Consider the following 26,280-nt stretch of genomic DNA (forward strand, 5'->3'; position numbering starts at 1 on the left):
GGCGCGCATGAACGATCGCGGAACACGCGTCCTGCGACTGGACGCGCTGGCCAGGGTGGAAGGCGAGGCCGCCCTCCACCTTCGCGTCAAGGGTGACACGGTCGCCGAGACGCGGCTGCGCATCTATGAACCGCCCCGCTTCTTCGAGGCTTTCCTGACCGGCCGCGGCCACACCGAGCCTCCCGACATCACCGCCCGGATTTGCGGTATCTGCCCGGTCGCCTATCAGATGAGCGCCTGCCGGGCGATCGAGAACGCCTGCGGGGTCACGGTGGACGGCCCCCTCGCGGAACTCCGGCGCCTGCTGTACTGCGGCGAGTGGATCGAGAGCCACACTCTGCACATCTACCTGCTGCATGCCCCGGACTTCCTGGGGCGTGCCGACGTCGTGGAGCTCGCCCGCGACCAGCGAGCCGCCGTCGAACGCGGTCTGAGGCTCAAACAGGCCGGCAACGCGATCGTCGAACAGCTTGGCGGCCGCCCCGTCCATCCGGTCAACGTCAGGGTGGGCGGCTTCTACCGGACTCCGGGGCGGGAGGAGCTGCGTCCGTTGGCCGAACGGCTGCGGCAGGCCCGGGAGGACGCGCTGGAATCCGTCCGCTGGGCGGCCGCGTTCGACTTCCCCGACGCCGTGTGCGACCACGACCTGTTAGCACTGCGCGACCCCGGCCGCTACGCGATCGACTCCGGAACACCGGCGGTCATGGCCGCTCAAGGCCAAGACCCGGCGCTGCGCGAGTTCCCCCTGGCCGACTTCGAACAGCACGTCCAGGAAGGGCAGGTACCGCACTCCACGGCTCGCACGGCCGCACTCGACGGCCGCCGCTACCTGACCGGGCCGCTGGCCCGCTACGCGATCAACGGCCGTTGGCTCCACCCCGTGGCCGCCGAGGCGGCGCGCGACGCCGGCCTGGGCGACCCGTTGACCGGTGCCGTCTGCGACAACCCCTTCCGCAGCATCGTCGTACGCGCCGTGGAAGTGGTGCAGGCCATCGAGGAAGCCCTGCGGATCATCGGCGGATACGAACGACCTCCCCGACCGGCCGTCGAGGTGCCGCCGCGCCAGGCTTCCGGCACCGGGGCCACCGAGGCGCCCCGGGGCCTGCTGTACCACCGCTATGCCCTCACCGAGGACGGCACGATCACCGAGGCCCGTATCGTCCCGCCCACGGCCCAGAACCAGACGGCCATTGAGGAAGACGTGCGCAAGGCGGTCCAGGCGCGCCTGGAGACAGCCGGGCCCGCCGCTGACGACGAGGAGCTCACCCATCTGTGCGAACGGGCCATCCGCAACCACGACCCCTGTATCTCCTGCGCCGCCCACTTCCTCGACGTGACCGTGGAGCACACATGAGCCGCCGGGTCGTGGTGATCGGCGTGGGCAATCCCCTACGCGGCGACGACGGCGTCGGCCCGGCTGCGGTGGAGGCGTTGCGGGGCCGTGTCCCGGACGGAACCGTCCTCACGGTCAGTGACGGCGAACCTGCACGCATGCTCGATGTGTGGCGCGGCGCGGACACGGTGGTCGTGGTGGAAGCCCTCCGCGCACGGCCGGCCCGGCCCGGGGAGTTGCACACCCTCACGGCGGCGGACGCGGCCTCCCAGACAGCAGCTACTGCGAGCACCCATGCGCTCGGCCTCGGGGAGTGCCTTGCCCTGGCGGAGGCACTCGGGCAGCTGCCGCAGAGGCTCGTGGTGCACGCCGTGGAGGTGGCGGACGTCGAACTCGGTGCGCCCCTGAGTGAAGCAGTGCGGTCGGCGCTCCCTGAACTGATCGACCGGGTCGCCGCGTCCGTTCGGCAGGGACACGGAGCGAACCACGAGCAGTAGGGGGCCGATGGTCCTTCTGCGCGAGCCGAAGCGCCCTCGCGACTACCGACACGGAGTGGGAAGGTGAAGTTCACCCCCAATGCCGCACACTGTCGGCGGCTCCATGAAAGGCAGTGGGGACAATGACACTTCCCATGGTGGTGGGGGTGGACGGATCGGACTCGTCCCTGCTGGCGGTCGACTGGGCCGTGGACGAAGCCGCGCGTCATGGTGTTTCGCTCAGGCTGGTGTACGCCTCCTTGTGGGCGCGCTACGAGGCGGATCTTCCCTCGGTGGACCTGAGGCGACCCTCCGAGCAGGTGCTGGCCGAGCACATCGTGGCCGCTGCGGCCGATCGGGCCGAACGGCGCAACCCGGATGTGAAGGTCACCACCGACATCGTTCCGGAGGACGCTGCGGCCGCTCTCGTGAGCGCGGGCGACCGTGCGTTCGCGCTGGTGACGGGTTCGCGTGGCCGTGGTGAGCTCGAGGGGCTGCTGCTCGGGTCGGTCGGTCTCGGCGTGTCCGCCCGGGCGCACTGTCCGGTCTTCGTGGTCCGGGGTGATGGCGTGGGCCTGGCGGGTGAGCACGAGCGGATCCTGCTCGGCCTGGGCGAATCGGACACGACTGCGGAGGCTGTGCGTTTCGCCTTCCGCGAGGCCGAGGTGCGAGGGTGCGTCCTCGACGTCGTACGGGCCTGGCGCAGGCCTGCCTACGACAGACACGGTGACCGGTTGCAGCGCGGCGGACAGGCGGACACGTACGAGGAGAACGCCTCCGTCGTGCTCGACGCTCTTCTCAAGGCGGCGAGCGCCGAGCATCCGCATGTCCGGACGCGCCCGTCGGCCGTCGAAGGACCGGCCGGCAAGATCCTCGTGGACCGGTCGGCGGCCGCGGATCTCGTGATCGTCGGGGCACACCGTAGGACGGGTCACTTCGGATTCCAGCTCGGCTGCGTGAGCCATGCGCTGCTGCACCATGCTCAGTGTCCGGTCGCGGTCGTGCCCGAACGGCAGTGACTGTGCTCCTAGGCATGCCTGCCGGTCCACAGTTGTCGGGGGGCGCCATCTGCGCCAGGCTCTCAGCCGAACAGATCGCGCACCCTGATGGTCTCGACGTGTCGCCACGTGCCGTCGGGCACCAGCATCCGTGGGAACGCGTGGAGCCCTGGCTGGGTCACGCGCCACGGTTGCTGACGGCACGCCGCCCCCGTCGCCCCGTCATGCCGCCGGCTGCTCATCTGTAGCGGTGCGGCGATGGGTCCCGCAGCGTGGAGAGCAGGGGCGGGCCGGCCCCGTGGGCTCAGACACCGAAGGAGAGTGGGACGCATGGACACGGATGTCTCGGAGCCGCGGGTGGTGGTCGGCGTCGACGGGTCGCAGTCCTCGTACGAGGCCCTGCGCTGGGCCGTGCGCTACGCCGGGCTGGTCGGCGGCACCGTGGAAGCGGTCGCGGTGTGGGAGCTGCCGGGCCTGTACGGCTGGTCGGGGCCCGCCGTGGACATGGACGTCGACGAGGAAGAGACCCTGCAGAAGATGAGCCAGGAGCTGGCCGACGTGCTCGGCGCGGAGGCCGCGGGCTCGGTGCGGAGCCACGTGGTGCACGGCAACGCCGCCGACGTCCTGCTGCGGGCCGCCGAGGGAGCCGAGGTCCTAGTGGTGGGCAGCCGGGGCAGGGGCGGGTTCGCTCGTGCCCTTCTCGGCTCCGTCAGTCAGCATGTGTCGCAGCATGCGAGCTGCCCGGTCGTGATCGTGCGTTCCCAGAAGCAGTGACCCGAGGCCGGGGCCAGTGTGGGGCCACTTCACTGGAATGCCGCGTGAATCTCCTGCTCGGTCGCCTCGTGTGACACGAGCAGGAGCTCGTCGCCCGGGAGCAGCCGCACCTCGGGGCCCGGGACCGTGGGCCGGCCTTCGCGTACGACGGTGGCGACCACGGTGCCGACGGGCAGCTCGATCTCGGCCAGCCGGCGTCCCGCTGCCCGGGACTCCTCGGTGATCGCGGTCTCGATGACCTCGACGCCCGCCTTGCTCAGCCTCAGCAGCGCCACCGTGTCCGTGGCACCGGTGGCCTCCTCGATGAGGGAGATCAGGGGCGTGGCAGCGGGCACGGCCACGTCCACGCCCCACCGCCCGTCGAAGAGCCAGGCGTTCTCCTCCTCGTTGACGCGCGCGGCCACCCGCCCCACTCCGAGCTGCCTCTTGCAGAGCAGACTGATGACGAGGTTGTCCTCGTCGCGGCCGGTGGCGGCGATGACCAGGTCGCAGGCGAGGGCTCCCGCATGCTCGAGGAGCGCCGGCTCGCAGGCGTCCCCGGCTACGACGCGCACGTGCGGAAGGTCTTCGAGTTCGGCCACGCGGTCGTCGTCGTACTCGACGAGGGTGACATCGTTGCGGGCGGCGGACAGCACCTGGGCGATCTGGGTGCCGAGTCGGCCCGCGCCCGCGATCAGGACCTTCACGTTCCCAGCTCCTTGTCGAGGAAGCCGCTCAGCCGGCCCAGCGCCGTGGCGGCCACACTGAAGGTGACCAGGTCACCGGGCTCGGCGAGGACACCATGGGCGGGGAGCAGTGACCGACCGGCACGGGTGATCTCCACGACGCGGATCTCGCCGTCGATGTCGAACTCGGTGATCTGTCGTCCGGAGACGTAAGACGGCAGCTGGGAGCGGACGAGGAGTGTCTCGCCGTTGCCGAAGGAGACCTCGGGTGTGAGGTGCCGGTGCAGCAGCATCTGGTGGATGCGGTTGACAGCCCAGCGGACGCTGGAGATGGTCGGGATGCCCAGTTCCCGGTAAATGTCGGCGCTGCGCGGATCATGGATGCGGGCGAGGACGATCGGGACCCGGTACGCCTCCTTGGCGGTCCGCGCGCTGACGATGTTGCTGTTGTCCCCGGACGTGACCGCGACGAAGGCGTCCGCGTGGGCGATTCCGGCCGTCTCCAGCGCGGAGCGGCTGAAGCCGTTGCCGATGTGGAAGGTGCCGGGGAAGCCCGGTGCCAGCCTCTTCTGCGCTTTCGGCTGCCGGTCGACGAGCCGAACATCGTGGCCCTCGGCGACGAGCTGTGCGCCCAGGGTGGCCCCGACCCGGCCACAACCCGCGATGATCACTCTCATTCACCTTCCTCCCTTCGAGGATGTCCTCCGATGCCGCAGCGCCCATTTCCTGAGTTCCTCGGCGGCCAGCAGCAGCGCTCCGAATGCGGCCAGAACCGCCCAGTCGGCGGGGGCCAGCGGCGCGGTGTGGAAGACCGCCTGGAGCAGTGGCGCGTAGCTGATGGCGGCCATCAGCCCGATGCCGAAGCAGCCAGCGACCAGCAGCCAGGGATTGGTCAGCAGGCCAGCCCGGAAGACGCTCTGCCGGTCGGTGCGCACGGCGAGGGCGTTGAAGAACTGGCTGACGACGATGCCGGCCTGAACCATGGTGATCGCCTCGCGGTAGACGGGATTGTCCTTGGTGAAGTCCGCGTAGGGGATGCCGGAGGCGTGGATGTGCCAGAAGAAGACGGCGCACACGCCGAGGGCCTGGATGCCGCCGAGGAAGAGGATGCGGCCCATGACCGCAGTCGAGAAGAGTCGCTCCTGTCGGGGCCTCGGCGGGATGCTCATGACGTCGGGCTCCATCGGCTCCGCACCGAGCGCGAGGGCGGGCAGCACGTCCGAGCCGAGGTCGATGGCCAGGATCTGTACCGCTGTGATCGGCACCAGCGGGAAGCCGGCGGAGGTCGCGGCGAGGATCGGTACGAGTTCGGCGATGTTGTGGCTGAAGAGGTAGATCAGGAACTTGCGGATGTTGCGGTAGACCGAGCGACCCAGTCCCACCGCGGTGGTGATCGAGGCGAAGGAGTCGTCGAGCAGCACCATCACCGCCGCCTCACGGGCGACGTCGGTGCCCGAGGCACCCATGGCGACGCCGATGTCGGCGTGCTTGAGGGCCGGGGCGTCGTTGGCCCCGTCGCCAGTGACGGCGACGACCTCGCCACGCCGCTGCAGTGCCGTGACCACCCGCATCTTGTGCTCGGGGCTGACCCGGCACAGCAGCAGTTCGCTGGAGTTCGCCAGCAGGGCGTCCAGGCCGCTGTCGTCCAGCGCGTCGAGCTGGGTGCCCGTCGCCACGGCCGGACCCGTCTCGCGCACGATGCCGACACGGCGGGCGACGGCCTCCGCGGTGAGGGGATGGTCTCCGGTGACCATGATGATGCGGATCCCGGCCCGCCGGCACGCGTCCACCGCGTCCCGCACCTCCGGCCGGGGCGGGTCGTACATCCCGGCCAGCCCCAGCAGCGTCAGCTCCGACTCGACGTCTCCGAGCGAGGGCCGTGGACCGGAGACCGGCCGCCGGGCGACCGCCAGTACGCGCAGGCCCTGTCCGGCCATGCCGTCCGCGGCCGCCGCCACTTGGGTGCGGGCCGCATCGGACAGCGGTGCCGTCGTGCCGCTGCGGTCGATGGCATCGCAGTGGGCGAGCAGTTCGAACGGGGCGCCTTTGACGTAAGCGAAGAACCGGCCGTCGCTGTCGCGGTGCACGGTGCTCATGAGCTTGCGCGCGGAGTCGAAGGGATGCTCCGCCACCCGGGGTGTACCGGCCTCTTCCCGCGCCGGATCCAAGCCGGCTTTCCGGGCGGCCACCAGCAGGGCCCCCTCGGTGGTGTCTCCGAGCACGCGCCAGGAGTCCCGCCCGGTCGGCGGCACCAGCCGGGCGTTGCTGCACAGAGCAGCCGCTCGAAGCAGCTCCCGTACGGGCCCCGCGTCGGTGATCTCACCGACCGGTGCGTACCCCACTCCGGACGCGGCGTGCGACGCACCGTCCGCCCACACCTGGACGACGGTCATCTCGGCCTGCGTGAGGGTGCCCGTCTTGTCGGTGCAGATCACGCTTGTCGAACCCAGCGCCTCCACGGCCAGCAGTTGCTTGACGAGCGCGTGCCGGCGAGCCATGCGGCGTACACCGATCGCCAGTGAGACGGAGAGCGTGGCTGGCAAGCCCTCCGGCACCAGAGCGACCATCACACCGAGCGAGAAGACGAACGTGTCGACGAACGGCTGCCCGCTGGGCAGGCGCACAGCGAACAGGGCAGCGCCGGTCGCGAGCGCCACGCCCGCGACCCGGCGGGCCATGACGGCGACCTGCCGTTGCAGCGGGGTCCGCTGCCTCGGGGCGGCGGCGGTGAGCCGGAAGATCCGCCCGAACTCGGTGGCCGTACCCGTGGCGAACACGACGGCCTTCGCGGTGCCCGCGACCAGGTCGGTGCCCATGAACACGCAGTTGCGGGCCTGCAGCGGCGGTCCCGGCGCTACGGGTGCCGCGACCCGCGCGACCGGATCGCTCTCGCCGGTGAGCGCAGCGTTGTTGACGGCGGCTTCCTGGACCTCGACCAGCCGGCAGTCGGCAGGCACCGCGTCCCCGGCCTCAAGGATCACCACATCGCCGGGCACCAGGTCCCGCGCGGGCAGCTCGCGCCGCTCGCGATCGCGCAGCACGCGGCAGGTGCGCGGCACCATCGCCTGCAGGGACTCGGCCGTGCGTTCGGCGGAGTACTCCTGCGCGAAACCGATGCCGGCGTTCAGCAGCACCACGCCGAGGATCGCCAGGGCAAGTTGAAGGGTGGACGGATCCCGGGGCTGCCCCAGCCAGTACGCGAGAAACGTGATCGCCGAGGAGACGAGCAGAACCACCGCGAAGAGGTCGGTGAACTGCGCCACCAGGCGACGCCACACCTGGCCCCGCCGCACGCCGGGCAGCTCGTTGGGGCCATAACAGTCCCGGCGTGTAGCTGCCTCGGCCGACGTGAGACCGCGCGGAGAACTTTCCAGGGCGGCAAGGACGTCGGAGACCGGTACTGCGGGGATCGACGAGGCGGAGGTGTTTCGCCGATCCGGTGGCGCCGTCGTCGTGACGCCGGTCGGTGGTCCGCCCTCGCGGAGAGCGGCCGTCGCCTGCCGAGCCGGTTCAGGGCTCATGCGGGGCTCCGGTCTGCGAAGGCGGGCCGGGCGGCTCCTGCATGATGCTCCAGGCGACCGGGCCCAGCAGGTCGGCAAGCCGCCGCAAGACTTCGAGGAAGAGGTCGTCGATCGTCAGCACGCCCACCACCCGGCCTGCGTCGAGAACCGGAAGCCGGCGGACCCCCGTACGGCGGAACGTCCGATAAGCCACCTCCACATCATCGGTCGCTTCCACCCGGACGACACCGGGAGACATGACCGCGTCCACCCGGGCCTCCGGATCCAGGCCGCCGCCCATGCCGCGTACGGCGAGGTCGCGGTCGGTGACGATGCCGTGCAGCGTTCCGTCATCGACCACGAGGACCGAACCGACGGCGCATTCGGCCATCCGCCGGGTCACCTCGACCAGGGAGGCGTCTGGTGCGACGCACACCGGAGGAGCGGTCATCACCTCGGAGACCTCCACGTGTCCCCTCCTCGCTGTCCGATGGGTCCGGTCAGAGGACATCGAGCACATCGGCCACCGGCCGCCGTGGACTCGCCGGGCTCTCGGGGCCGTAGCCCAGCCGGATCACCATCTGGACGTGCGCCATGGACGAGACGGGGTCACGGACGGTCCACCGGATTTCCGGCCACTCCAGGGGCTGGGAGGTGACCGAGGCGGCGAGCCCGTCCGCTGTGGCCCGGAGCAGGACCCGTTCCAGCGCCTGACCGGCGCAGAGCCAGTCCGCGGGTTCGTCGTGGGCCGTACCCAGCAGGGCGATGTTCGGATGCTTCTCGAAGGGCGCGCAGCCGCGCTCGGTCATCGGGCGGCCGACGGCGAAGTCACGCACGGGGACCGAGGTACCGCGTTGCCGAGGACCGAACGCATCGCCGGGGATGCCGTCGGCCGCCCCGGCAACAGCCGACGGCTCCGTGCGCGTCCACTGTAGTGTTTCCCCCCGTATATCAGGGTCCACGGCCTCCCTGCCCTCGGCGTCCCGAACCAGGTCCAGGATGGTCTGCACGTGCCAGCCGCCGGGGAACAGCAACTGTGCGCCCTCGGCCCCGGCCGCGTCGTAAAGCCTCCGCCGCACGGCGGCGGGGATTTCCTCGTCGCGGAAGGGCAGTCGGCTGGAGTGGCGGCGCCGGATGGCAGGGCCCAGCTGGGCGAGCGCCCTGTCAGGTGGTCCGATGCCGCACAGATGCACTTCGGCGAGGAACTCCGGGTAGGCCGGGTCGGGCAGCAGGCGGACGAGTGGCGCCAGGCCCGCCGCAGCGGCGGCCACGCGCAGATTCAGCAGTGCGGCGCCGCAACCGATGTGCAGGCCCCGATTGTCCGGGTCGGTTCGCGGCAGGGTGCGCTCCAGGTCGGCGTACAGACGGAGGACTCCGATGTCTCGCATGTAGCGGAAGGTCCAGGGCTGCGCGTTGTGCAGCGAGGGCGCCGCGGCGGCGTCCGCCACGAGTGCGGTGACGACGTTCACGTCGAGAGGTTCTGCGGTCACGGCGGCTCCCCTTCGTGAGGGTCCTGGGACTCACCCAGGTGTCGGGACGGCGATGACAGGGCAAGTGGCGTGGTGCAGCACGCCTTGGCTGACCGACCCCAGCAACAGGCCGGCGAAGCCCCCACGGCCCCGGGTTCCCACCACGAGGCCCAGCGCATGCGCCGACGCATCGGTGAGAACTTTGACGGGATGCCCGAGGGCCACTTCGTGCCGCAGGTCGACCTCGGGGTAGCGGGCATGGCGGCCTGCCACGATCTCGGAGAGCAGGCGGCGGCACTCCTGCTGCGGCTCGTGCTCGTCGAAGATCCGGAGCGGTCCGGGCTCCCAGACCAGCAGGGCCCGCAGCTCGGCGCCACGCAGGGCCGCCTCCTCGAACGCCATGTCGACCGCCGCGGCGGAGTGTTCGCTGCCGTCGACGCCGACGACGAAGTACGCCGGCTCCTGGGTGATGTGTTCCGGCTCGGGAACGACCACCATGGGACAGCGAGTATGGGCCATGACCGGCAGGGCCACCGAGTGCGCGCCGAAGACCTCCTTCCTGCGGCTCAGGTGCCGTGATCCCAGCACGACGGCGGCGGCGCCGCGACTCTGCTCGCGCAGCACCCACACCGGGTCGCCCTCCGCGAGCAGGACGTCCACCTCGAGCTGCGGTTGCCGGGCCGCGACGAAGGCCGCTGCCTCCTCCAGCACCCGCTGGCCGGCTTTGTGCAGCGCCTCGTTCCACTCCTCCCACGACGGTGGGACCTCCTGCCCGCGGTAGCCGCTGGTGGGTACGCCCTCGACGTGGACCAGGCGCAACGGCAACCGCCGCCGGGCGGCCTCGTCGGCCGCCCAGGCCAGTGCCATCCGATGGCCGGGCTCAGGATCGAGACCCACCACGATCGGCCGACGGTCAACGGGTCGGGACATGGTCGCCCCCGGTCACCAGATGGCGGATGTAGGAGTCAGGGCCCGGGAAGTACAGGGTCACCCGTCCGCTGTCGGCCCAGCGCACGTCGTAGGGCGGGCTGCCGTCCGGGTGATGGAGGCCGACGATCTCGCCGTCTCGTGCGATGACTCCGGCCGTGGTCCCCCGTACGACGACCTCGTCGCCGACGCGGGCGAGCGCCGAGGCGCCTGTCGCCTCGGGGCCCGACACCGGTACGGCCTGGTCGTTCTTCTTCAGTGGTGGGGGAACGGACATCGTCCTCGCCTCCTCCCTGCGGTGGCGCGGAGCGATGCCGCCGCCGATTCCATGGAAGGCTTCGGCGCTGTCGGCCTGCCAGGGGCCAATGGTCCCGATGGCGGCCCTGCTGGCCCTCCCCTCGCGCGGGGACCGGTCAGTGTGTGTGCGCCGACAGGGGGACAGAGCGGGAGATCGCTGTGTCCGGGGGTACGACGTGCGCCTGTGGGCCCAGTCGGGCTTCGATGTCGGCACGCACCGAGGCGGTGAGCCGCGCAAGAGCGTCGGACCATACCGGCAGGACCGTTCGGGGTCCTTGATCCGGAGTGCCGGGCCGGGCAGAGCGGCGACGTCCTCACGGAATCGCTTGCGGGCGTCGTGCCAGTGGTCCGGCGACCAGGTCCGCCGCCCGCCGCGCATGACCGTGCACACCACCGGCTGAGCGGAATCCGGAGGCTCTCCCCCGGCCAGGGCGATCACGTCGGGCCGCCCGGTGCGGCGGAAGACCTGCTTGCGGCCCGGGGCCGTGACCTTCGCCGAGGACAGCTTCATCACGGGCCCGCCGTCGTACTCGACGAGCTTGTAGGCGGCGTCCCGGGAGGGGGCGTCCGCTGCCACCCCCACCGTCGTGCCCACCGCGACATCGATCGGGGCGCCGGCGCGTACCAGGCGGTCCACGCCGTACTCGTCGAGCCCGCCGCTGGCCACGATCCGCACGTCGGCCGGTCCGGCGGCGTCCAGGATGGCGCGTGACCGGCGCGCGAGTGCGTCGAGGTCACCGCAGTCCAGGCGGATCGCGCAGCCGGGCCCGCGCAGCGGCTCGGCCAGGACCCGGGTATGGCGCGTGACCGGCGCGCGAGTGCGTCGAGGTCACCGCAGTCCAGGCGGATCGCGCAGCCGGGCCCGCGCAGCGGCTCGGCCAGGACCCGGGTGGCGATGCGTACGGCCCTCCTCGGTGTCGTAGGTGTCGACGAGGAAGATGACGGGGCCGGGGTGGGCGTACGCGAACGCACGAAACGCCTCCTCCTCGCCGGGGAACGCCTCTATGTAGGAATGCGCCATGGTGCCCGAGGCCGGGATGACGAGGGCCGCTGCCGCGGCCACGTTGCTCGGACCCGCGAACCCCACCAGGGCGCCCAGACGAGCGGCCTGCAGACCCGCCCACGGGCCGTGCGCGCGGCGCAGGGAGAAGTCCACGACCGGTCGTCCGGCCGCAGCCAGGACACAGCGCGCCGCCTTCGATGCGACCACCGTCTGGTGGCACAGCTGGTTCAGCAGGTACGCCTCGACGAGCTAGGCCTGTGGGAGCGGGGCGGTCACCTCCAGCAGCGGCTCTCCGGCGAACACCACACGGCCCTCCGGCACGGCGAGCACAACACCCTCGAAGGAGAGTACGAGGAGCGGTTCGAGATCCTGGGCAGGCCGGTGCAGGGCGTCCGCGAACTCCTCGATATCGTCCTGCTCCACGCGGTAGCGGGCCAGGAAGTCCAGGGCGGACTACAGACCCGCGGCAACCAGGATGCCCCGGCCGGACGGGAGGTCGCGGACGAAGAGGCTGAAGGTAGCTGGGGCCCGCATGTCCTCCCGGAGGTAGGACATGGCCATGGTCACTTCGTAGAGGTCGGTGGTGGTGACGTCGGACATGGTGATCGCCGCCGGGTGTCTTGGTTCCTTGGTTCCCAGTCTGGCCGCGACCGCCTAGGCCGTGTATCGAAACTCGATCTTGGACTGTGAATGATCACGGTTCATGGGGCGGGGAGATCTCACGGACGAGCAGTGGGCGGTGCTGGAGCCGTTGTTGTCGAAGGGGGGCAGGGCGGGGCGGCCGCCCGTCTGGCCTCGGCGGCAGTTGATCGACGGCATACGGTTCCGGGTCCGTACCGGTGTCCCGTGGCGGGACATGCCCGTCGAGTACGGGCCGTGGGGCCGGGTCTACGACCTGTTCCGCCGATGGCAGCGGAACGGCACTTGGCACCGGATCCTCACCCGGCTGCAGTCTCTGGCCAACGCGAAGGGCGAGATCACGTGGGACCTGAACGTCGACTCCACGGTCTGCCGCGCCCATCAGCACGCGGCCGGGGCCCGCAACCAGGGCGATCTGCAGAAGGAACCACCAGGTGGCGTGTTCACCGAGCCCCATGATCACGGGCTAGGAAGGTCACGCGACGGGTTCACCACCAAGCTGCACCTCGCCGTCGAGCAAGGTCAGAAGCCCATGTCGATTGTGGTGACGGCAGGACAGCGCGGAGACTCACCGCAATTCGAACCCGTGCTGGAGAAGGTTCGTGTGCCTCGCATCGGACTGGGCCGGCCGCGCGTCCGCCCCGATCGCGTGCGGGCCGACAAGGCGTACGCGTCCCGCAAGAACCGTGCCTATCTGCGCCGCCGCGGGATCCGGTGCACCATCCCGGACAAGGCTGACCAGGCACGCAACCGCCAAAAGCTCGGCTCCCGCGGCGGCCGACCTCCGCGCTTCGACCCGGCCGACTACCGCGAGCGCCATGCGGTCGAGTGCGGGATCAACCGGCTCAAGAGACACCGCGCTGTCGCCACACGCTACGACAAGCTCGCCGTCCGCTACGAGGCGATCGTGCTCGTCGCTGCCATCAACGAGTGGCTCTGACCCCCGGCCGTCACGCGGTGGGATCCACGTTCCACGTCGCGGGCAGATCGCTGCCGCAGAAGACGCAGATAAAGTCGTCCTCACGCACGATGCTGTGCTCCTGGCAGTCGGGGCACCGCCGGAATACAACCTCGTGAGTGAAGCCGGAAGGCCGCCGGAGCTCTACAGCGTCCAGAGCCTGGGCGACCTCCGCCCAGGAGTTGACGTCCGGGCAGTACCCGGTGGACTGGTTGCTGACCTCGCTCACGGTCCATCGGTCCGCCTCGCGCATGAAGCTGATCTCGCCGGCACTCAGAACCATGTCTCCGCCGGCACAGGCCACGTGCTCACTTCGCCGCGGGGCCAGCCGGAGCACACCGTCCACATCGATCACGAAGGTGAACGGTTCGGTCAGTTCCGCCGCCGATTGCTCCACGATCCAGCCACCGAAGTCAGCCGCCGAGCCGATCCGACGGCCGCCGTCACCGGGCCGCACCGCAGCCTTCAACTCAGCCGGTCCGACATATCGGTAACTCCGCCCCCGCGCGTTCACGTCAGCCAACCTAGAGCACTTCCGACACACGCCCTAGCACGAAAGAGACCTCAGGTCCCGAGGGAAGGGTTCTTCGACCTCGGCGGTACGGGTTCGTGCGCGCTGGACCGGAGGTGTCGGCAGGCCGCACAACAGCCGAGGAGGTACGGCGATGACCACGGTGGCACGTAAGCAGAGGTTCGCGTTCCCGGAGATGTCGGACTGCTGCGAGAACCTTCCGGCCCGGTTCGCGATGCCCCTGATGGGTGACCTATACACGGTCCGGATCGAGGACGACACGGAGGACGGCCGCTATGTGATGCGGGCGGAGCTGCCGGGGATGTCGCCCGAGGACATCGATGTCTTCATCGGCGACGGCATCCTCACCGTCCAGGCCGAACGCACTGAGAAGGACGTCACGAAGAACCACGGCGAGATCCGGTACGGCGCGATGAGCCGCAGCGTCACGTTGCCGCCGGGCGCCGACGAGGACGGCGTCAAGGCCGACTACACAGACGGCATGCTGACCGTCAGCGTGAGTCTGGGCGCCGAGAAGGCGGAGGCGAAGCACGTGGAGATCCGGCACGGGAACTGATGCCGAACCGGCCGCGGACGGCGGGCCCTTGGGCCCGCCATCCGCGGCCGGTCGCGAGGAATGCTCAGGTGCCGCCGTGCCCAGCGGCCCAGCGGCGCCGTACCGCTTCTTCGTGCTCCGCCTCCTCCAACGCCAACTCTGCTTCGGCCAGTTCGTCCTGCAGCCGAGGGATCCAATGCCGGCGCAGGGCGCGGACCCGCTGTCGGGTCCGTACTGCCTCGGCGGCCAGAAGCTCGGCGGCCGCCTGGTGGGCGGCGAGTTCCGCCGCGGCACGGGCGGCTGCACGATAGGCCGTCTCGGCGTGCGCGAGGGCGGTGTTGGGCGGTGTCTGTTCTCCCAGAGAGCGGACGGGGTCCGTTAAGGTGACCACCGCCGGGTGGCGCACGCCCATCAGCGCGCCCCACTGGACGTCGACACGCGCCCGCCCGGCCGGTGCCGCCTCGGCCAGTGCGCTTTCGCCGCCGAGCAGCACTCCTCGCACGAGCCATGATTCCGCCTCGGCCAGCCTCTGTCGCCACACCCGGTCCGCGTCCTCGGTCGCTTGCCGTGCCGTGCGCTCCCGGTCCAGCAGGAGCCGGAGTTTGCGTTCCAGGAGGTCCGCTCCGCGAACCGCCGTGGCGAGACTGCGACGCAGTCGCAGGCGCCCGGCGCGTCCCGCCGGGACCCGGCGCGCCCGCGGACTCATCGTGCCTCCTGGTCCTGCGGCGGAGCGTGGGCGTCGAGCAGGTTGGCCGGAAGCATGCCGAGCTGGCTGCGCGGCAGGGTCAGCAGCACCTCCCAGGCCCGGTCCAGGGCGTCGTCCAGCGACCGGTTCTCGTCGGTGCCCTGCGCCAGGAACCGGTGCCGGAAGGCGTCCTCCAGCTCCAGATGGTGCAGATCGGTCGGGCTGAGCGCCGAGCGTCCGATCAGGTCGGCGAGTTCTCGCACCCGCCGGGACCGTGCCAGCGCGGCGATCAACTGCGCCGCGACGGCGGGATGGTCCGCGCGGGTGCGTCCCGCTCCGGTTCCCTTGCGCATCAGTCGCGACAGCGAAGCCAGCGGATCCACGGGCGGATACGTACCTGCCGCCTGTACCTCGCCGGAGAGCACGATCTGACCTTCCGTGATGTAGCCGGTGAGGTCCGGGACGGGGTGGGTGATGTCGCCGGCGGGCATGGTGAGAACGGGCAGGATGGTCACCGACCCCGACCGCCCCCTGATGCGGCCACAGCGTTCGTAGAGGGACGCGAGGTCGCTGTAGAGGTAACCGGGATAGGCCCGGCGGGCCGGAATCTCGCCACGCGCGGCGGACACCTCGCGCAGCGCCTCCGAGTAGGCCGTCATGTCCGTCATGACCGCCAGGACGTGACGGCCCTCGATGAAGGCCAAATGCTCGGCGACGGTCAGGGCGAGTCGCGGGGTGAGCAACCGTTCGATCACCGGGTCGTCGGCGGTGTTGAGGAACAGGACCAGTTCCCTCGCGGCCGAGCGGGCCGCCAGCCCTTCGCGGACGAACGCCGTGTCGGCGTGGGTGAGCCCCATGCCGGCGAACACGACGGCGAACGGCTCACCCCCGCACGTCGCCTGGGCGGTGATCTGCACGGCCAGTTCCAAGTGTGGTAGCCCGGCCGCCGAGAACACCGGCAGCTTCTGGCCCCGCACCAGTGTGGTGAGCACGTCCACGGCGCCCACGCCGGTGAGTACCGCCTCGCTCGGCGGTTCCCGGCGTACCGGGTTGATCGGTGTGCCGACGACCTCCGCGTACGCCCCGCCCAGCACCGGTGGCCCACCGTCGGCCGGTTCGCCCCGGCCGTTGCACACCCGCCCCAGCCAGCCCGTCCCGACCGGGATCCGCAGTGGTGTGCCGGAGAAGGCGACGCGGGTGCCGATGCGGTTCATGCCGGCGGTGTCCTGAAGGACCTGCACCACCGCGATGTCCCGGTCCACTTCCAGGACCAGGCCGTGCCGTCGTTCACCCGAGTCGAGGACGATCGTGGCGAACTCGTCCCACCCAACCCCGCTCACCCCCTCGACGAACAGGAGGGGACCGCGCAGATCCCGCACCCCCGTGTACTCGATGCGCACGGCGCCGGTCATTCCGCCTCCTCGAGCCGGGCCAGCACGGTGTCGCGGGCCACGGCGACCGGAGCGGTCTCGGCGGGGCCCGCCGTCTCGCGCGCCCGCAGCAGCGGGGTGAAGTCGACCCCTTCGACGACGTCCGCAGGGATTCCGGAATCCACCAGTTCCAGGCACCGGTCGATGACCGCCAGTACGGCCTCCACGAGGGCTGCCGTCTTCTGGGGCGCGCAATAGGCGTCCTCGGGAGACAGCGCGTTCTGCTGGATCGCGGCTTCGCGCAGCAGCCGTCCGGCGAGCACACTGATCCGTTCACGGGGTGGCAGAGCCGTGATCCCGACCAGTTCGACCAGGTCGGCCAGCCGGTCCGCCTCCGCGAGCTGCCGCGCGACACGTCCACGCCGTTCGGCCCACCCGACGTCACCGGCCCGCGCATGGGCGGTGGCCAGTGTGGCGGCGTCCCGGGAGAAGGACTCCGACCAGGACACCGCGGGATAGTGGCGCGCGTAGGCGAGATCGCGGTCCAGGCTCCACAAGCAGCGCACGAAGCGCTCGGTGTGTGCGGTGACGGGCTCGGTGCGGTCACCACCCGGGGGAGACACCGCGCCGATCACCGTGACCGAGCCGGTCACGCCGCCGAGGGTGCGCACGGCGGCGGCCCGCTCGTAGAACGCGGCCAGTTGCGAGGCGAGCCCCGCCGGGTAGCCCTCCTCGGCGGGGAGTTCGCCCATGCGGGAGGCGAACTCGCGCAGCGCTTCCGCCCAGCGGGAGGTCGAGTCGGCGATCAGAACGACGCCGAGGCCCATGTCGCGGAAGTACTCGGCGACCGTCGCGCCCGTGTGCACGCCGGCCTCGCGGGCCATCATCGGCATGTTGGAAGTGTTCGCGATCGTCACAGTCCGCTCCGCCAGACGACCCCCGGTCCGCGGATCGGTCAGCTCCGCCAACTCCTCGATGACGTCTGCCATCTCGTTGCCGCGCTCACCGCAGCCGACGTAGACGATGACATCGGCGTCGCACCACTTGGCGATCTGCTGCAGCAGCATGGTCTTGCCGGTGCCGAAGCCACCGGGCACGGCGACGGTGCTGCCACGTGCCACCGGGAAGAGCAGGTCGACGGCACGCTGCCCGGTGTTCACGGGCACGTCCGCCGGCAACCGCCGCGCGACGGGTCGCGGTCTCCGTACCGGCCAGGACTGCTCCATACACACTTCCTGACCGTCCACCACGGCGAGCGCGATGTCCGAGGGGTGATCGCCGGCCGCCGCAACCCAAGTCACCTCCCCCGACAGGTTCGGGGGCACCAGGACCCGCAGCTGCACACCCGCGCCGATCTCACCGAGGACGGCACCGGCCGCGACCGTTGCTCCCTCAGCCACCTGTGGTGTGAACGACCAGGTGCGCCGGTCCGGTTCAACGGTCGTCGGTCCGCCTGCCGTGAGAAGGTCGCCGATGCCGGCCAGAGGGCGCAGCAGTCCGTCGAACACGCCGCCGAGCAGATCCGGTGCCAGCTGCACCGACAGGGGGCGCCCCTGGGGCTCTGCGGGGTGCCCGGGTGCGAGTCCGCCGGTGTACTCGTACGCCTCGATGGTGGCGGTGTCGCCGTGGATGGCGACCACCTCGCCCGGCAGCCGGGCAGCACCCAGCACGACCAGGTCGTGCATGGCCACCGTGGGCGGGCAGGTGATCTCCACGAGGGGCCCGGCGACACGGAGGATCCGTGGGCGGTCCGCGCCGTCCGGCGGAGTGCCGGGCGTGATCTGCGGAAGCGTGGGCCCTTCCAACGAGTCCGACGGAGGGCCGACGGTGGTCACGCCGGCTCCCACAACGTCTCGGCCAGGACACCCAGCCGGTCCAGGGCGCGATCGGCAAGGGCGTCCGCCGCCAGGACGACGCGGCGGCCGGGCACCTCGGCCGTCACCCCGCCCCCCGAGGCTGCAGTGACCCTCGCCTGCGGACCGACGAGCTCTCGCGCCGCCTCCGCGCAGCGCGACTGCAGAGACGCGTCCTCCGAGAACGCCTTTCGCACACCCGCGCGAACCGACGCCCTCAGGGCCGCGTAGACCTCGGCGCGGGCCGCGAGTTCCGCCGCCCAGGCGTCCTGGACCGCCCGCGCCCGTTCCCGAGCCGCCTCGGCGGCACCGTCGGCCCTGCCGAGGTCCCGGGCCTGGGCGAGCACTGCCTCGGCCGCGGCGCGGGCTGAGCGCAAGGATTCCTCCGCGTCGGCGCGCGCACGGTCCCCGACCGCGTCGGCCGAGGCCCGTGCCGCGCGCAGCAACTCTGTGCGGACGGGGCTCAGTGCGTCCACAGGCGCAGTCATCCGGGCATCACCACCGTCAGCGGCCGGGACGGGTCAGGCCCCGTCGCCGCGCTGCCCAGCGCTTCGGCGGCCACGGCCGTGAGGATCACCAGACCGACCGTTCCGGGCAGCGTCCGCCAGGCGCTGCGGACGGCGTCCGGATCCTCCGCGACGAGGACGTCGACCCCCGCCAGGGCCAGACCGGACACCCTTGTCCGTGCGCCGATGGCGGCCACGGTGCCCATCGTCAGGCCTTTCCGATCAGCAGGATCGCGACCACCAGCCCGTACACCGCGATGCCCTCCGCCAGACCGACGATCACCATGGCCCGGCCGAACATCTCCGGCCGTTCACTCAGCGCGGCCAGCGCCGCGGCACCCGTGTAGGCGACGGCGATCGCGGCCCCTATCGACGCGCCCGCCACTGCGATGGCCGCCCCGATCAAGGCGGATCCGTTGACCCCACCGGACGCGGCGGCCTGCGCCGAGGCCTGCGCCGGACCTGCCAACGCCGTGGCGAGGACGACGACAGCGCCGCCCAGCAGGGCGACGTTCGTGGCCAGGAGCCAGCGGAAGGCATGCCTGGTGCGGCGCCGCCGCAGCAGCCGGACGGCGCCGAGCATCGCGACCAGGACCGGTAGGACGATCAGCCAGGTGAGCATGGGATCACCTTCGTAGCGGGATCGGCAGGCTCCGCCGGGGGAACGTGCCAGGGACGGAACGGTCGGCCCTCCGTCTCGAAGAGCCGGGAGAAGAGTTCGTAGAACTCCAGCCGCAGCGCCTGCACACCGGCCACCAGGGCTTCCAGGCCGAAGGAGACGGCCGTGCCCACGACGAACAGCAGGGCGGCGCCCGCGACCCCAGCGGCGCCACGCCCGGCCAGGCCGGTGGTACCGCGCCACACAAGATCCGCGAGAGCGGCATGGGTCAGGCCGAAGGCGGCCAGCCGGGCGAACGACAGGGTGTTGGTGCCGGTCCGCACGACGACGTCGAACAGCCGCACCACCGTCTCGGCGAGTCCCGCGCCGCCGCCCGCACTGGTCCGGAACAGGCCGAACCCCACCAGCGCCAGCCCAGTGACGGCGAGAGCGGCTCCGGTGACGGCCGGAGCCTGCCGGTGCAGCACCGGGCCCGCCGCGGCCAGAGAGAGGCCCAAATAGAACAACAGCCCGGCACAGCCCGTTGCCGCGTACAGCCCCGAGCTCCAGCCGCCCTCACGCACCCGGTTCACCGCTCCGGCAGCGTGTGCGAGGGCCAGCAGACCGGCACCGAACACCACGGCGGCGGCCAGCAGACGGGCAGGACTCTCCAGCGGGCTCAGCCACAGCACCGGCAGCAGGCCCGTCGGCCCGAAGAACTCGCCGTAGGCGGCACCCGCCGCCATGGAGGCGACGCCCGCACCCGCGAGGAACGGCCACAACCGGCCCAGCCCGGCAAACCGGCGCGGCCACCCGAGGCGCAACGCGACCGCGCCGAGTACCAGCAGCGCCCCGTGCCCGACGTCGCCGAACATGATCCCGAACATCGCGACGTAGGCAAGGCCCGCCGGCCACGAGGGATCGACGTCTGCGTAGGCGGGTGTCCCGTACGTCGTCACCAGCGGCGTGAAGGAGGCGGCCCGGCCCGGCCGCAGCAGCGTCGGCGGATCGGTTCCGCGCGGGGACGGCAGCGGCAGCAGCGCGCCTCCCGCAGCGGCCAGGCGTCCCGCGACGCGGGATACCTCGCCGGCCGGGCACCACCCGGCCAGCGCGGCCACCTCTCCCTGTCGTACCGCACCCTCCGCGCGCTCCTCCAGCTGGGCCTCGCCCGCCAACAGCGCGGCGTTTCCACCGCGTTCGAGCAGGTCGAGGTCGGGCGCGGCGGTGGCCAGGACTGCTGTCGCGGCGCTTTCGGTCCCGGCTTTCGCGCCCCGTCCCCGCAGCCGCTGCAGTCGCACGGCCGCTGCCCCGGGAGCCACTTCCTCGGCGCGGTCCAGCTCTACGCAGCCCTGCTCGGCTATCCGTACCAGAGCGTCCCGCAGGGCCGCCTGCGGGACGACCACCGCCACACGGCGCATCCGGACCGGCGTCACCGCTTCAGACCAGGGCATCGAACACTTCCCTGAGCCGTCCCCCGAGAGCCGCCGACTCCAGGGCCGCCCGCACCCGCCAGGCGTCCACGGACAGCAGCGCCACCGCACCAACGACTACTGGGGGCCCGTACCGGCCCACACGCAGCAGCGCCGCACCGTCCGCTTCCACCGTCCGCCACCAGCGGGCCTCCGCCCGCCATAGCTCACCCGGTTCGTCGATGCCCTCCAGCGCCCAACCCGCGGACGAGGGCAGACGCTCGCGGAACTCCTGGTACGTGGCGGCGGCTGTCGCCCGCCTCCCGAGCAGCCGTGCCGCATCGCGCAGTACGGGCTCCGGAAGAGAGCGGTGATGTACGAACAGTTCACGAGTCGCCAGCAGGACAGCGCGTCCCTGTGCCCAGCGGCACGCGGGCAGTACGGCGATGGCGGTGCGGCGCGCGGCGGCCATCCGCATGCCGGTGACCAGGACCCACGGCGTGTCGCCGCCCGGGTCGCCCCAAGGCGACGCCGTGAGCGCCGCCCGTGTCTCAGCGGGTGTCGCGGCGCGTTCCAAGCTTCGCCAGGCGGTCTCCAGCGCCCCGAGCCGATAAGGCTCCGGCGCCGCCTCCGCGCGGCGACCATCAGATGCGGTGAGCCGAGAGGCCACGTTGGCGATCTCGAACCCGGCGGCGAGCGGAACCAGCAGGCGGGCACCGCCACGGGGCAGCCAGCCGGCCAGTACCCGCAGATGCCACAGCAGGGTGGCGGACACCGCCCGCTGGGCCTGGCGCAGGTCCCCCGCCGACCGCGTGTATCTCGCGTAGGGCGTGGGCGCCAGGCGTTGCAGGGCGTCGTCGAGCGTCGGCCCACCCGCGACCTCCCGCGCCCCGACGGTTCCCGGGCACCTGCCGACAAGGGCCTTCGCCCGCACCGCGCCGGCGACCCACCCGGCACTCATGGCTCATCCCGCTTCCCGCCCGTCAGGCGCAGGGCGTCCGCCACAGAGAGATCCACCAGGTGGGGCATACGTTGAAAGGCCCGCTCGCGGATCGCCGAAGCAGTGCGGTCTCCGGCGGCGCGGAGGGCGTCCGCCTCTTGCCGCGCCTCCCGCAGGAGGGGTTCCACGGCCTGCCGGCGAACCTCGGGGGCGTGCTCGCGCGCGGCATCCACCATGCGTGCCGCCTCTCGCGCGGCGTTCTGCCGCAAGGCCTCGGCCTCCTGCTCAGCGGCTGCCCGGATCCGTGCCGCCTCCTGCTGAACGTCTGCCAGCCGGGTGAGGGCGGGCTCCAGCTCCGCGGCGCGTTCCGCCGTACGGTCGGCGGGCACGCCGGTGGCGGCTGCTCCCGGCGTGCCCGCCGGACGGAACCGCTCCAGGAAGTCCCGCAAGCTCATCGCCGGCCTCCTGACGATCGGCTGCCCCTTCAGTCTCACCGTTGCCGCCCCGGCCCGCACCGGATAGTGCCGTCACGCCCTTCCACCAGGGCCGTTCGGCTCTAGGCACGGGCAGTGAGGGCGAAAGACTGGGACGACAGGCAACTCGACGGAATCAGGAGGCGGCCGTGAACGAGCACGAGAACTTCTCCGCAGGGGCCGAAGTCCGGCGGGATGTGCCCTCTCGCCCCTGGAGCCCCGGCGAAACAGCACGGCAGGACACGCTGCTCCGCTACCTGGGTGCCGCGGCCAGCGCCGCCGCCAAGCACGCGGGTACGGAAGCGCAGGCTCCGACGACTCTGCCGAGCGCTACGGCACGCCCAGCGACTCCGTCCGCCCCGCTCATGCCACAGTCCACGTCCCCGCCCGAACCGGGACTCCCCCTGGTGCGGGACGTCATGGACGTGCCAGCAGCCTCCCTGCGCGAAGACATGCCGTACCGCGACATCGCCCGCTCGCTGACGCGCGAGCACGCGGGGGCGCTCCCCGTCGTGGACGCCGAGGACCATGTGGTCGGCGTCGTCTCGGAGTCCGACCTGCTGGCCAAGGTCGCCTTCGAGGCATCCGGTCACCGGCCCGGCCCCATCGGCAGGCTGCGTGAGCGCCGGATCCATGGCAAGGCCCGTGGTGACCTGGCCGCCGACCTGATGACAAGTCCCGCGATCACGGTGCTGCCGGACGCGACTGTTGCCGAGGCGGCCTGGCTCGCCGCGCTGTCCCGGCTGAAGCGGATGCCTGTCGCCGACCGCGAAGGTCGCCTGGTGGGCGTCGTGCGCCGCGAAACGCTGCTGCAATCGCTCATCAGGGACGACGCCGGTATCCGGACGGAGGTGGACGCAACGATCGCGGCGTGCTGCCCACCGGATGACCGAGAGAACGTGGAGGTGGCCGTGCACGACGGCATCGTGGAGCTGACCGGGCGACTGCCCTCGACGACACTGGCCCGGCTCGTGGCGGAGGTGGAGGAGCTCACCGATGTCGTCGAGGTGAAGAACCTGCTCACAGCCGCCTGATTCCGGCCGCCCTCAGCAGGAGGAACGATCCTTGACTTAGTACTGGAAGTGCTGCGGGCCGGATTCGTGCTGATCCAAGTGGGAGGCGAGGACCGCAGCCTGGACACGGCGCTGCACGCCCAGTTTGGCCAGCGGCCGTGAGATGTGGTTCTTGTGGTCACGGGACGCCGGATCACCGTGTGAGCGTCTGCTGTTTCAGCATGGCGGAGGAGGTAGGAGTGGCTCGACACTCCTACCTCCTCCGCCGCCGCGTATACACCTGCACGTCAGCCGTCAGCCGGTTGTGTTCGCCGCTCCGCCCGTCGCGGTGGGTGTCCGGGTCGATGGCATCGGCCTCATACGCGACGACGACGCCCGTGCTGTCGGCTGGCTGCGCGTGAGACGTCAGCGCGGCGCCCTCGTGGGTACGGATGACGATGTCCCCGTTGTCCAGGACGTGGTTGCCCGGGCGTACGGTGGGCGGGGCTCGCCGGGTGAAGACGATCCTGCCCAGGGACACGCTGCCCAGCAACCGCAGCGCCTCGGCACGGTCGAGGTTGATCCGCTGACGTGCCTCCTTCCGCTGCCAGTCGGGCCCGCACCGGTGAAGCGACCGTGCGTCGCCCTCACCTGCTGTCACTCGTGTCCATGCCCGCCAGCGCTGCCCTGCCCGCCTCGAGACGGGCCACCGGGACCCGGAACGGCGAGCAGGAGACGTAGTCCAGGCCCACCTCATGGAAGAAGTGGATCGACTCCGGGTCACCGCCGTGCTCACCGCAGACGCCGGTCTCGAGGTCCGGGCGGGCCGCACGACCCTCCTCGACGGCGATCCGGACCAGTCGGCCCACGCCCTCCCGGTCGAGCGTCTCGAAGGGAGATGCGGCGAAGACGCCCTTGTCCAGGTAGGCCGAGAAGAACGCGGCCTCCACGTCGTCCCGGGAGAAGCCCCAGGTGGTCTGGGTGAGGTCGTTGGTGCCGAAGGAGAAGAACGCCGCCTCCTCGGCGATCCGGCCGGCCGTGAGCGCCGCCCGGGGCAGTTCGATCATCGTGCCGACAGGGCAGTGGACAGGGGTGCCGGTCTGCTCGCCGACCTCGGTCAGAACGCGGGCCACCTCCTCGCGGGCGAGCCGCAGTTCCTCGACGGCGCCGACGAGCGGCACCATGATCTCCGCATGCGGAGATCCACCCGCTCGTGTGCGCTCTACGACCGCTTCGGCGATCGCCCGGACCTGCATCGCGACCAGGCCCGGAACCACCAGGCCGAGCCGCACGCCACGCAGGCCGAGCATCGGATTCTCCTCGTGCATCCGGTTCACCGCTGCCAGCAACTCCACATGGTGCGCGTCCGGTTGCTGCTCCGTGGCCATGGCGGTGGCGATGCGGACGGCCAGGTCGGTGCGGTCGGGCAGAAACTCGTGCAGCGGCGGGTCCAGCAGCCGGATGGTGACCGGGAGGCCGTCCATCGCCTCCAGGATGCCCGTGAAGTCCCGCCGCTGGAGCGGCAGCAGAGCCTCCAGCGCGCGGGCGCGGTCGGCATCCGTACGGGCGAGGATCATCTCCTCGACCAGCTTGCGCCGCTCGCCGAGGAACATGTGCTCGGTGCGGCACAGTCCGATGCCCCTGGCTCCGAACCTCCGGGCCCGGGCAGCGTCTTCAGGAGTGTCGGCGTTGGCGCGCACGTCCAACCGCCGTACCGAGTCGGCGTGGTCCAGCGCTCGGGCCACCGCGCAGACCACGCTGTCGGCCTGCTCACCGCTCTCCAAGTAGCGCATGGTCGCCGACGCGACCAACGGGACTGCCTCGAGGTACACGTCACCGGTGGAACCGTCGACCGAGATGACGGTGCCCTCCTCGACGAGCATGCCGCCACGGGCGGTGAAACGCCGCGCCTCCGCGTTGACGGTGATGTCCTGCGCCCCGCACACGCACACCTTGCCCATGCCCCGGGCGATGACGGCCGCGTGGCTGGTCTTGCCGCCGCGGCCGGTCAGCACCGCCTGCGCGGCCACCATCCCGGGCAGGTCGTCGGGCGTCGTCTCCTCGCGGACGAGGATCACCTTCTCGTCGGCCGCGGCACGTCGTACGGCCTCCGCGGAGTCGAACACGGCCGCGCCCACCGCAGCGCCCGGCGAGGCCGGCACACCGCGGGCGAGCGTCTCGCCCGCGGCGGTGGTGTCGAAGCGCGGGAACATCAGCCGGGCCAGCCCTTCGCCGCTCACCCGCGCCAGGCCCTCGTCGGAACTGATGAGACCTTCCTGCACCAGCTCGGTGGCGATGGCGAAGGCGGCCTCGGCGGTGCGCTTGCCCACCCGGGTCTGCAGCATCCACAGCGTTCCGCGCTCGATGGTGAACTCGATGTCGCACAGGTCGCGGTAGTGCCGTTCCAGCGTCTGTGCGTGATCGCGCAGTTGCCGGTACGAGCGTCGGTCCAACCGTTCCAGCTCGGCCAGCGGTACTGCGTCCCGTACACCCGACACGACGTCCTCGCCCTGGGCGTCCGGCAGGTAGTCGCCGTACAGGCCGGGGCGCCCGGTGGCCGGGTCGCGGGTGAAGGCGACGCCGCTGCCCGAGTCGGGGCCGAGGTTGCCGAACACCATGCGCTGCACGGTGACGGCCGTTCCCAGGTCGTCCGGGATGCGCTCGCGCCGTCGGTACAGCGCGGCGCGTTCGACGTTCCAGGACCGGAAGACGGCGAGGATCGCCTGCTGGAGCTGCTGGGCGGGGGACTGCGGGAAGTCGCGGCCGGTCTCGTCCCGGATCAGGCTCTTGTACGTCTCCACGAGCCATGCGAGGTCGCTCGCGTCGAGATGGAGGTCGTCGGGGGCCTCGCGGGCGTCTTTCAGTAGGGTCATGGCCTCCTCGAACAGGACCGGATCGACTCCCAGCACTGTGCTGCCGTACATGTGGACGAGCCGGCGGTAGGAGTCCCAGGCGAAGCGCTCGCTGCCAGACACCTTGGCCAGGCCGAGCACGGAGTCGTCGTTGAGGCCGATGTCGAGGACCGTCTCCATCATGCCGGGCATCGAGAAGCGTGCCCCGGAGCGGACGGACACCAGCAGCGGGTCGTCACCCTGCCCGAGCTGCCGCCCGGCGCCCGTCTCCAGCGCCGCAAGGTGTCGGTAGACCTCCGCCGACATGCCCTCGGGTTCCTCGCCGCTGGCCAGGAACGCGCGGCAGGCCTCAGTGGAGACGATGAATCCCGGCGGTACGGGCAGTCCCAGCCGGGTCATCTCGGCCAGGTTCGCGCCCTTGCCTCCGAGGAGGCCGGCCAGGTCACGGCCACCGTCCTGGAAGTCGTACACATAGCGGACCATGACGCCACTCCTC

At 71.4% G+C, this 26,280-nt stretch carries 25 protein-coding genes and 3 pseudogenes; 7 read left to right on the forward strand and 21 right to left on the reverse strand.

What is annotated here, in order from left to right:
- Positions 1-7 precede the first annotated feature (7 nt).
- The 4 genes from OG776_RS04590 (at position 8) to OG776_RS04605 (ending at position 3,581) form a co-directional block, all read left to right on the forward strand.
- Entirely contained in the window at positions 8-1,354 is a 1,347-nt protein-coding gene (locus tag OG776_RS04590) for a Ni/Fe hydrogenase subunit alpha (protein WP_329319070.1), read from the forward strand.
- Positions 1,351-1,830: a hydrogenase maturation protease gene (locus OG776_RS04595; protein ID WP_329319072.1), complete on the forward strand. Its 480-nt coding sequence runs from the start codon at positions 1,351-1,353 to the stop codon at positions 1,828-1,830. The genes OG776_RS04590 and OG776_RS04595 overlap by 4 nt, the downstream gene beginning before the upstream one ends.
- Before the next feature lie 122 nt (positions 1,831-1,952).
- Complete coding sequence (locus OG776_RS04600) at positions 1,953-2,828, forward strand: universal stress protein (RefSeq protein WP_261994454.1); 876 nt, start codon at positions 1,953-1,955, stop codon at positions 2,826-2,828.
- A 309-nt stretch (positions 2,829-3,137) separates the two neighbouring features.
- A complete protein-coding gene (locus tag OG776_RS04605; protein WP_148008246.1) occupies positions 3,138-3,581 on the forward strand; it encodes a universal stress protein in 444 nt (147 codons plus the stop codon).
- A 29-nt stretch (positions 3,582-3,610) separates the two neighbouring features.
- On the opposite strand, the gene OG776_RS04610 is transcribed toward OG776_RS04605, so the two are convergent.
- The 8 genes and pseudogenes from OG776_RS04610 to OG776_RS04645 form a co-directional block, all read right to left on the reverse strand.
- Positions 3,611-4,267, reverse strand: coding sequence for a potassium channel family protein (locus OG776_RS04610; RefSeq protein ID WP_329319075.1), 657 nt, complete (start codon positions 4,265-4,267; stop codon positions 3,611-3,613).
- A complete protein-coding gene (locus OG776_RS04615; protein ID WP_148008244.1) occupies positions 4,264-4,923 on the reverse strand; it encodes a potassium channel family protein in 660 nt (219 codons plus the stop codon). The genes OG776_RS04610 and OG776_RS04615 overlap by 4 nt, the downstream gene beginning before the upstream one ends.
- Complete coding sequence (locus OG776_RS04620; RefSeq protein WP_329319077.1) at positions 4,924-7,767, reverse strand: cation-translocating P-type ATPase; 2,844 nt, start codon at positions 7,765-7,767, stop codon at positions 4,924-4,926.
- Positions 7,757-8,266 (reverse strand): CBS domain-containing protein, encoded by a 510-nt coding sequence (locus OG776_RS04625; RefSeq protein WP_329319079.1) that lies wholly within the window; start codon positions 8,264-8,266, stop codon positions 7,757-7,759. The genes OG776_RS04620 and OG776_RS04625 overlap by 11 nt, the downstream gene beginning before the upstream one ends.
- The gene (locus tag OG776_RS04630) at positions 8,247-9,236 is read right to left on the reverse strand and encodes an Acg family FMN-binding oxidoreductase (RefSeq protein WP_148008242.1); all 990 of its coding nucleotides are present in this window, start codon (positions 9,234-9,236) and stop codon (positions 8,247-8,249) included. The genes OG776_RS04625 and OG776_RS04630 overlap by 20 nt, the downstream gene beginning before the upstream one ends.
- 30 nt (positions 9,237-9,266) lie before the next feature.
- Positions 9,267-10,145, reverse strand: coding sequence for a universal stress protein (locus OG776_RS04635; RefSeq protein ID WP_148008241.1), 879 nt, complete (start codon positions 10,143-10,145; stop codon positions 9,267-9,269).
- On the reverse strand, positions 10,129-10,419 hold the full coding sequence (locus OG776_RS04640) for a DUF1918 domain-containing protein (protein ID WP_148008240.1): 291 nt from the start codon (positions 10,417-10,419) through the stop codon (positions 10,129-10,131). Before OG776_RS04640 ends, OG776_RS04635 begins: the two co-directional genes overlap by 17 nt.
- Before the next feature lie 136 nt (positions 10,420-10,555).
- Positions 10,556-12,042, reverse strand: a pseudogene (locus tag OG776_RS04645) (nicotinate phosphoribosyltransferase).
- A 103-nt stretch (positions 12,043-12,145) separates the two neighbouring features.
- Here OG776_RS04645 and OG776_RS04650 point away from each other — a divergent pair.
- The gene (locus OG776_RS04650) at positions 12,146-13,021 is read left to right on the forward strand and encodes an IS5 family transposase (RefSeq protein ID WP_329319084.1); all 876 of its coding nucleotides are present in this window, start codon (positions 12,146-12,148) and stop codon (positions 13,019-13,021) included.
- Between the two features lie 10 nt (positions 13,022-13,031).
- Here the strand turns inward: OG776_RS04650 and OG776_RS04655 are convergent, their stop codons facing one another.
- Positions 13,032-13,553 (reverse strand): hypothetical protein, encoded by a 522-nt coding sequence (locus OG776_RS04655; RefSeq protein WP_329318929.1) that lies wholly within the window; start codon positions 13,551-13,553, stop codon positions 13,032-13,034.
- Positions 13,554-13,704: 151 nt separating this feature from the next.
- Here OG776_RS04655 and OG776_RS04660 point away from each other — a divergent pair, with 151 nt between their 5' ends.
- Positions 13,705-14,127: an Hsp20/alpha crystallin family protein gene (locus tag OG776_RS04660; RefSeq protein ID WP_329319086.1), complete on the forward strand. Its 423-nt coding sequence runs from the start codon at positions 13,705-13,707 to the stop codon at positions 14,125-14,127.
- A 64-nt stretch (positions 14,128-14,191) separates the two neighbouring features.
- On the opposite strand, the gene OG776_RS04665 is transcribed toward OG776_RS04660, so the two are convergent.
- Genes OG776_RS04665 through OG776_RS04705 form a run of 9 tightly spaced genes read right to left on the reverse strand, consistent with a single transcriptional unit; the run spans position 14,192 to position 21,922 of the window.
- Positions 14,192-14,812, reverse strand: a complete 621-nt coding sequence (locus OG776_RS04665; RefSeq protein ID WP_148008238.1) for a V-type ATP synthase subunit D — start codon at positions 14,810-14,812, stop codon at positions 14,192-14,194.
- The gene (locus OG776_RS04670; RefSeq protein ID WP_329319088.1) at positions 14,809-16,203 is read right to left on the reverse strand and encodes a V-type ATP synthase subunit B; all 1,395 of its coding nucleotides are present in this window, start codon (positions 16,201-16,203) and stop codon (positions 14,809-14,811) included. The genes OG776_RS04665 and OG776_RS04670 overlap by 4 nt, the downstream gene beginning before the upstream one ends.
- On the reverse strand, positions 16,200-17,996 hold the full coding sequence (locus tag OG776_RS04675) for a V-type ATP synthase subunit A (RefSeq protein WP_329319090.1): 1,797 nt from the start codon (positions 17,994-17,996) through the stop codon (positions 16,200-16,202). Before OG776_RS04675 ends, OG776_RS04670 begins: the two co-directional genes overlap by 4 nt.
- Positions 17,993-18,502: a hypothetical protein gene (locus tag OG776_RS04680; RefSeq protein ID WP_261994452.1), complete on the reverse strand. Its 510-nt coding sequence runs from the start codon at positions 18,500-18,502 to the stop codon at positions 17,993-17,995. Before OG776_RS04680 ends, OG776_RS04675 begins: the two co-directional genes overlap by 4 nt.
- Positions 18,499-18,726 carry a V-type ATP synthase subunit F gene (locus tag OG776_RS04685; RefSeq protein ID WP_261994451.1) on the reverse strand — a complete coding sequence of 76 codons (228 nt, stop codon included), beginning with the start codon at positions 18,724-18,726 and terminating at the stop codon, positions 18,499-18,501. The genes OG776_RS04680 and OG776_RS04685 overlap by 4 nt, the downstream gene beginning before the upstream one ends.
- A gap of 2 nt (positions 18,727-18,728) precedes the next feature.
- Positions 18,729-19,142, reverse strand: coding sequence for an ATP synthase subunit C (locus OG776_RS04690; RefSeq protein ID WP_148008234.1), 414 nt, complete (start codon positions 19,140-19,142; stop codon positions 18,729-18,731).
- Positions 19,127-20,569 carry a V-type ATPase 116kDa subunit family protein gene (locus OG776_RS04695; protein ID WP_329319093.1) on the reverse strand — a complete coding sequence of 481 codons (1,443 nt, stop codon included), beginning with the start codon at positions 20,567-20,569 and terminating at the stop codon, positions 19,127-19,129. The genes OG776_RS04690 and OG776_RS04695 overlap by 16 nt, the downstream gene beginning before the upstream one ends.
- Complete coding sequence (locus OG776_RS04700) at positions 20,556-21,488, reverse strand: hypothetical protein (protein ID WP_329319095.1); 933 nt, start codon at positions 21,486-21,488, stop codon at positions 20,556-20,558. The genes OG776_RS04695 and OG776_RS04700 overlap by 14 nt, the downstream gene beginning before the upstream one ends.
- The gene (locus OG776_RS04705; protein ID WP_329319096.1) at positions 21,485-21,922 is read right to left on the reverse strand and encodes a hypothetical protein; all 438 of its coding nucleotides are present in this window, start codon (positions 21,920-21,922) and stop codon (positions 21,485-21,487) included. Before OG776_RS04705 ends, OG776_RS04700 begins: the two co-directional genes overlap by 4 nt.
- Positions 21,923-22,359: 437 nt before the next feature.
- On the opposite strand from OG776_RS04705, the gene OG776_RS04710 reads away from it, so the two are divergent.
- Positions 22,360-22,974 (forward strand): CBS domain-containing protein, encoded by a 615-nt coding sequence (locus OG776_RS04710; RefSeq protein ID WP_261994449.1) that lies wholly within the window; start codon positions 22,360-22,362, stop codon positions 22,972-22,974.
- Positions 22,975-23,010: 36 nt separating this feature from the next.
- On the opposite strand, the pseudogene OG776_RS04715 reads toward OG776_RS04710, so the two are convergent.
- The 3 genes and pseudogenes from OG776_RS04715 to ppdK all read right to left on the reverse strand — a co-directional run.
- Positions 23,011-23,127: pseudogene (locus tag OG776_RS04715) on the reverse strand (DNA-binding response regulator); the annotation flags it as partial.
- A gap of 154 nt (positions 23,128-23,281) precedes the next feature.
- Positions 23,282-23,515: pseudogene (locus tag OG776_RS04720) on the reverse strand (pyridoxamine 5'-phosphate oxidase family protein); the annotation flags it as partial.
- A 64-nt stretch (positions 23,516-23,579) separates the two neighbouring features.
- Positions 23,580-26,267, reverse strand: coding sequence for a pyruvate, phosphate dikinase (ppdK, locus tag OG776_RS04725; RefSeq protein ID WP_329319098.1), 2,688 nt, complete (start codon positions 26,265-26,267; stop codon positions 23,580-23,582).
- Positions 26,268-26,280 lie beyond the last annotated feature (13 nt).

The organism is Streptomyces sp. NBC_01689, from assembly GCF_036250675.1.
Classification (GTDB): domain Bacteria; phylum Actinomycetota; class Actinomycetes; order Streptomycetales; family Streptomycetaceae; genus Streptomyces.

What these genes read in the sequence shown, in the direction of transcription:
- OG776_RS04590 (WP_329319070.1), top strand. Translation starts at nt 8, where the DNA reads ATGAACGATCGCGGAACACGCGTCCTGCGACTGGACGCGCTGGCCAGG.
- OG776_RS04595 (WP_329319072.1), top strand. Translation starts at nt 1,351, where the DNA reads ATGAGCCGCCGGGTCGTGGTGATCGGCGTGGGCAATCCCCTACGCGGC.
- OG776_RS04600 (WP_261994454.1), top strand. Translation starts at nt 1,953, where the DNA reads ATGACACTTCCCATGGTGGTGGGGGTGGACGGATCGGACTCGTCCCTG.
- OG776_RS04605 (WP_148008246.1), top strand. Translation starts at nt 3,138, where the DNA reads ATGGACACGGATGTCTCGGAGCCGCGGGTGGTGGTCGGCGTCGACGGG.
- OG776_RS04615 (WP_148008244.1), bottom strand. Translation starts at nt 4,923, where the DNA reads ATGAGAGTGATCATCGCGGGTTGTGGCCGGGTCGGGGCCACCCTGGGC.
- OG776_RS04620 (WP_329319077.1), bottom strand. Translation starts at nt 7,767, where the DNA reads ATGAGCCCTGAACCGGCTCGGCAGGCGACGGCCGCTCTCCGCGAGGGC.
- OG776_RS04625 (WP_329319079.1), bottom strand. Translation starts at nt 8,266, where the DNA reads ATGTGCTCGATGTCCTCTGACCGGACCCATCGGACAGCGAGGAGGGGA.
- OG776_RS04635 (WP_148008241.1), bottom strand. Translation starts at nt 10,145, where the DNA reads ATGTCCCGACCCGTTGACCGTCGGCCGATCGTGGTGGGTCTCGATCCT.
- OG776_RS04640 (WP_148008240.1), bottom strand. Translation starts at nt 10,419, where the DNA reads ATGTCCGTTCCCCCACCACTGAAGAAGAACGACCAGGCCGTACCGGTG.
- OG776_RS04650 (WP_329319084.1), top strand. Translation starts at nt 12,146, where the DNA reads ATGGGGCGGGGAGATCTCACGGACGAGCAGTGGGCGGTGCTGGAGCCG.
- OG776_RS04660 (WP_329319086.1), top strand. Translation starts at nt 13,705, where the DNA reads ATGACCACGGTGGCACGTAAGCAGAGGTTCGCGTTCCCGGAGATGTCG.
- OG776_RS04665 (WP_148008238.1), bottom strand. Translation starts at nt 14,812, where the DNA reads ATGAGTCCGCGGGCGCGCCGGGTCCCGGCGGGACGCGCCGGGCGCCTG.
- OG776_RS04670 (WP_329319088.1), bottom strand. Translation starts at nt 16,203, where the DNA reads ATGACCGGCGCCGTGCGCATCGAGTACACGGGGGTGCGGGATCTGCGC.
- OG776_RS04680 (WP_261994452.1), bottom strand. Translation starts at nt 18,502, where the DNA reads ATGACTGCGCCTGTGGACGCACTGAGCCCCGTCCGCACAGAGTTGCTG.
- OG776_RS04685 (WP_261994451.1), bottom strand. Translation starts at nt 18,726, where the DNA reads ATGGGCACCGTGGCCGCCATCGGCGCACGGACAAGGGTGTCCGGTCTG.
- OG776_RS04690 (WP_148008234.1), bottom strand. Translation starts at nt 19,142, where the DNA reads ATGCTCACCTGGCTGATCGTCCTACCGGTCCTGGTCGCGATGCTCGGC.
- OG776_RS04695 (WP_329319093.1), bottom strand. Translation starts at nt 20,569, where the DNA reads ATGCCCTGGTCTGAAGCGGTGACGCCGGTCCGGATGCGCCGTGTGGCG.
- OG776_RS04700 (WP_329319095.1), bottom strand. Translation starts at nt 21,488, where the DNA reads ATGAGTGCCGGGTGGGTCGCCGGCGCGGTGCGGGCGAAGGCCCTTGTC.
- OG776_RS04705 (WP_329319096.1), bottom strand. Translation starts at nt 21,922, where the DNA reads ATGAGCTTGCGGGACTTCCTGGAGCGGTTCCGTCCGGCGGGCACGCCG.
- OG776_RS04710 (WP_261994449.1), top strand. Translation starts at nt 22,360, where the DNA reads ATGGACGTGCCAGCAGCCTCCCTGCGCGAAGACATGCCGTACCGCGAC.
- ppdK (WP_329319098.1), bottom strand. Translation starts at nt 26,267, where the DNA reads ATGGTCCGCTATGTGTACGACTTCCAGGACGGTGGCCGTGACCTGGCC.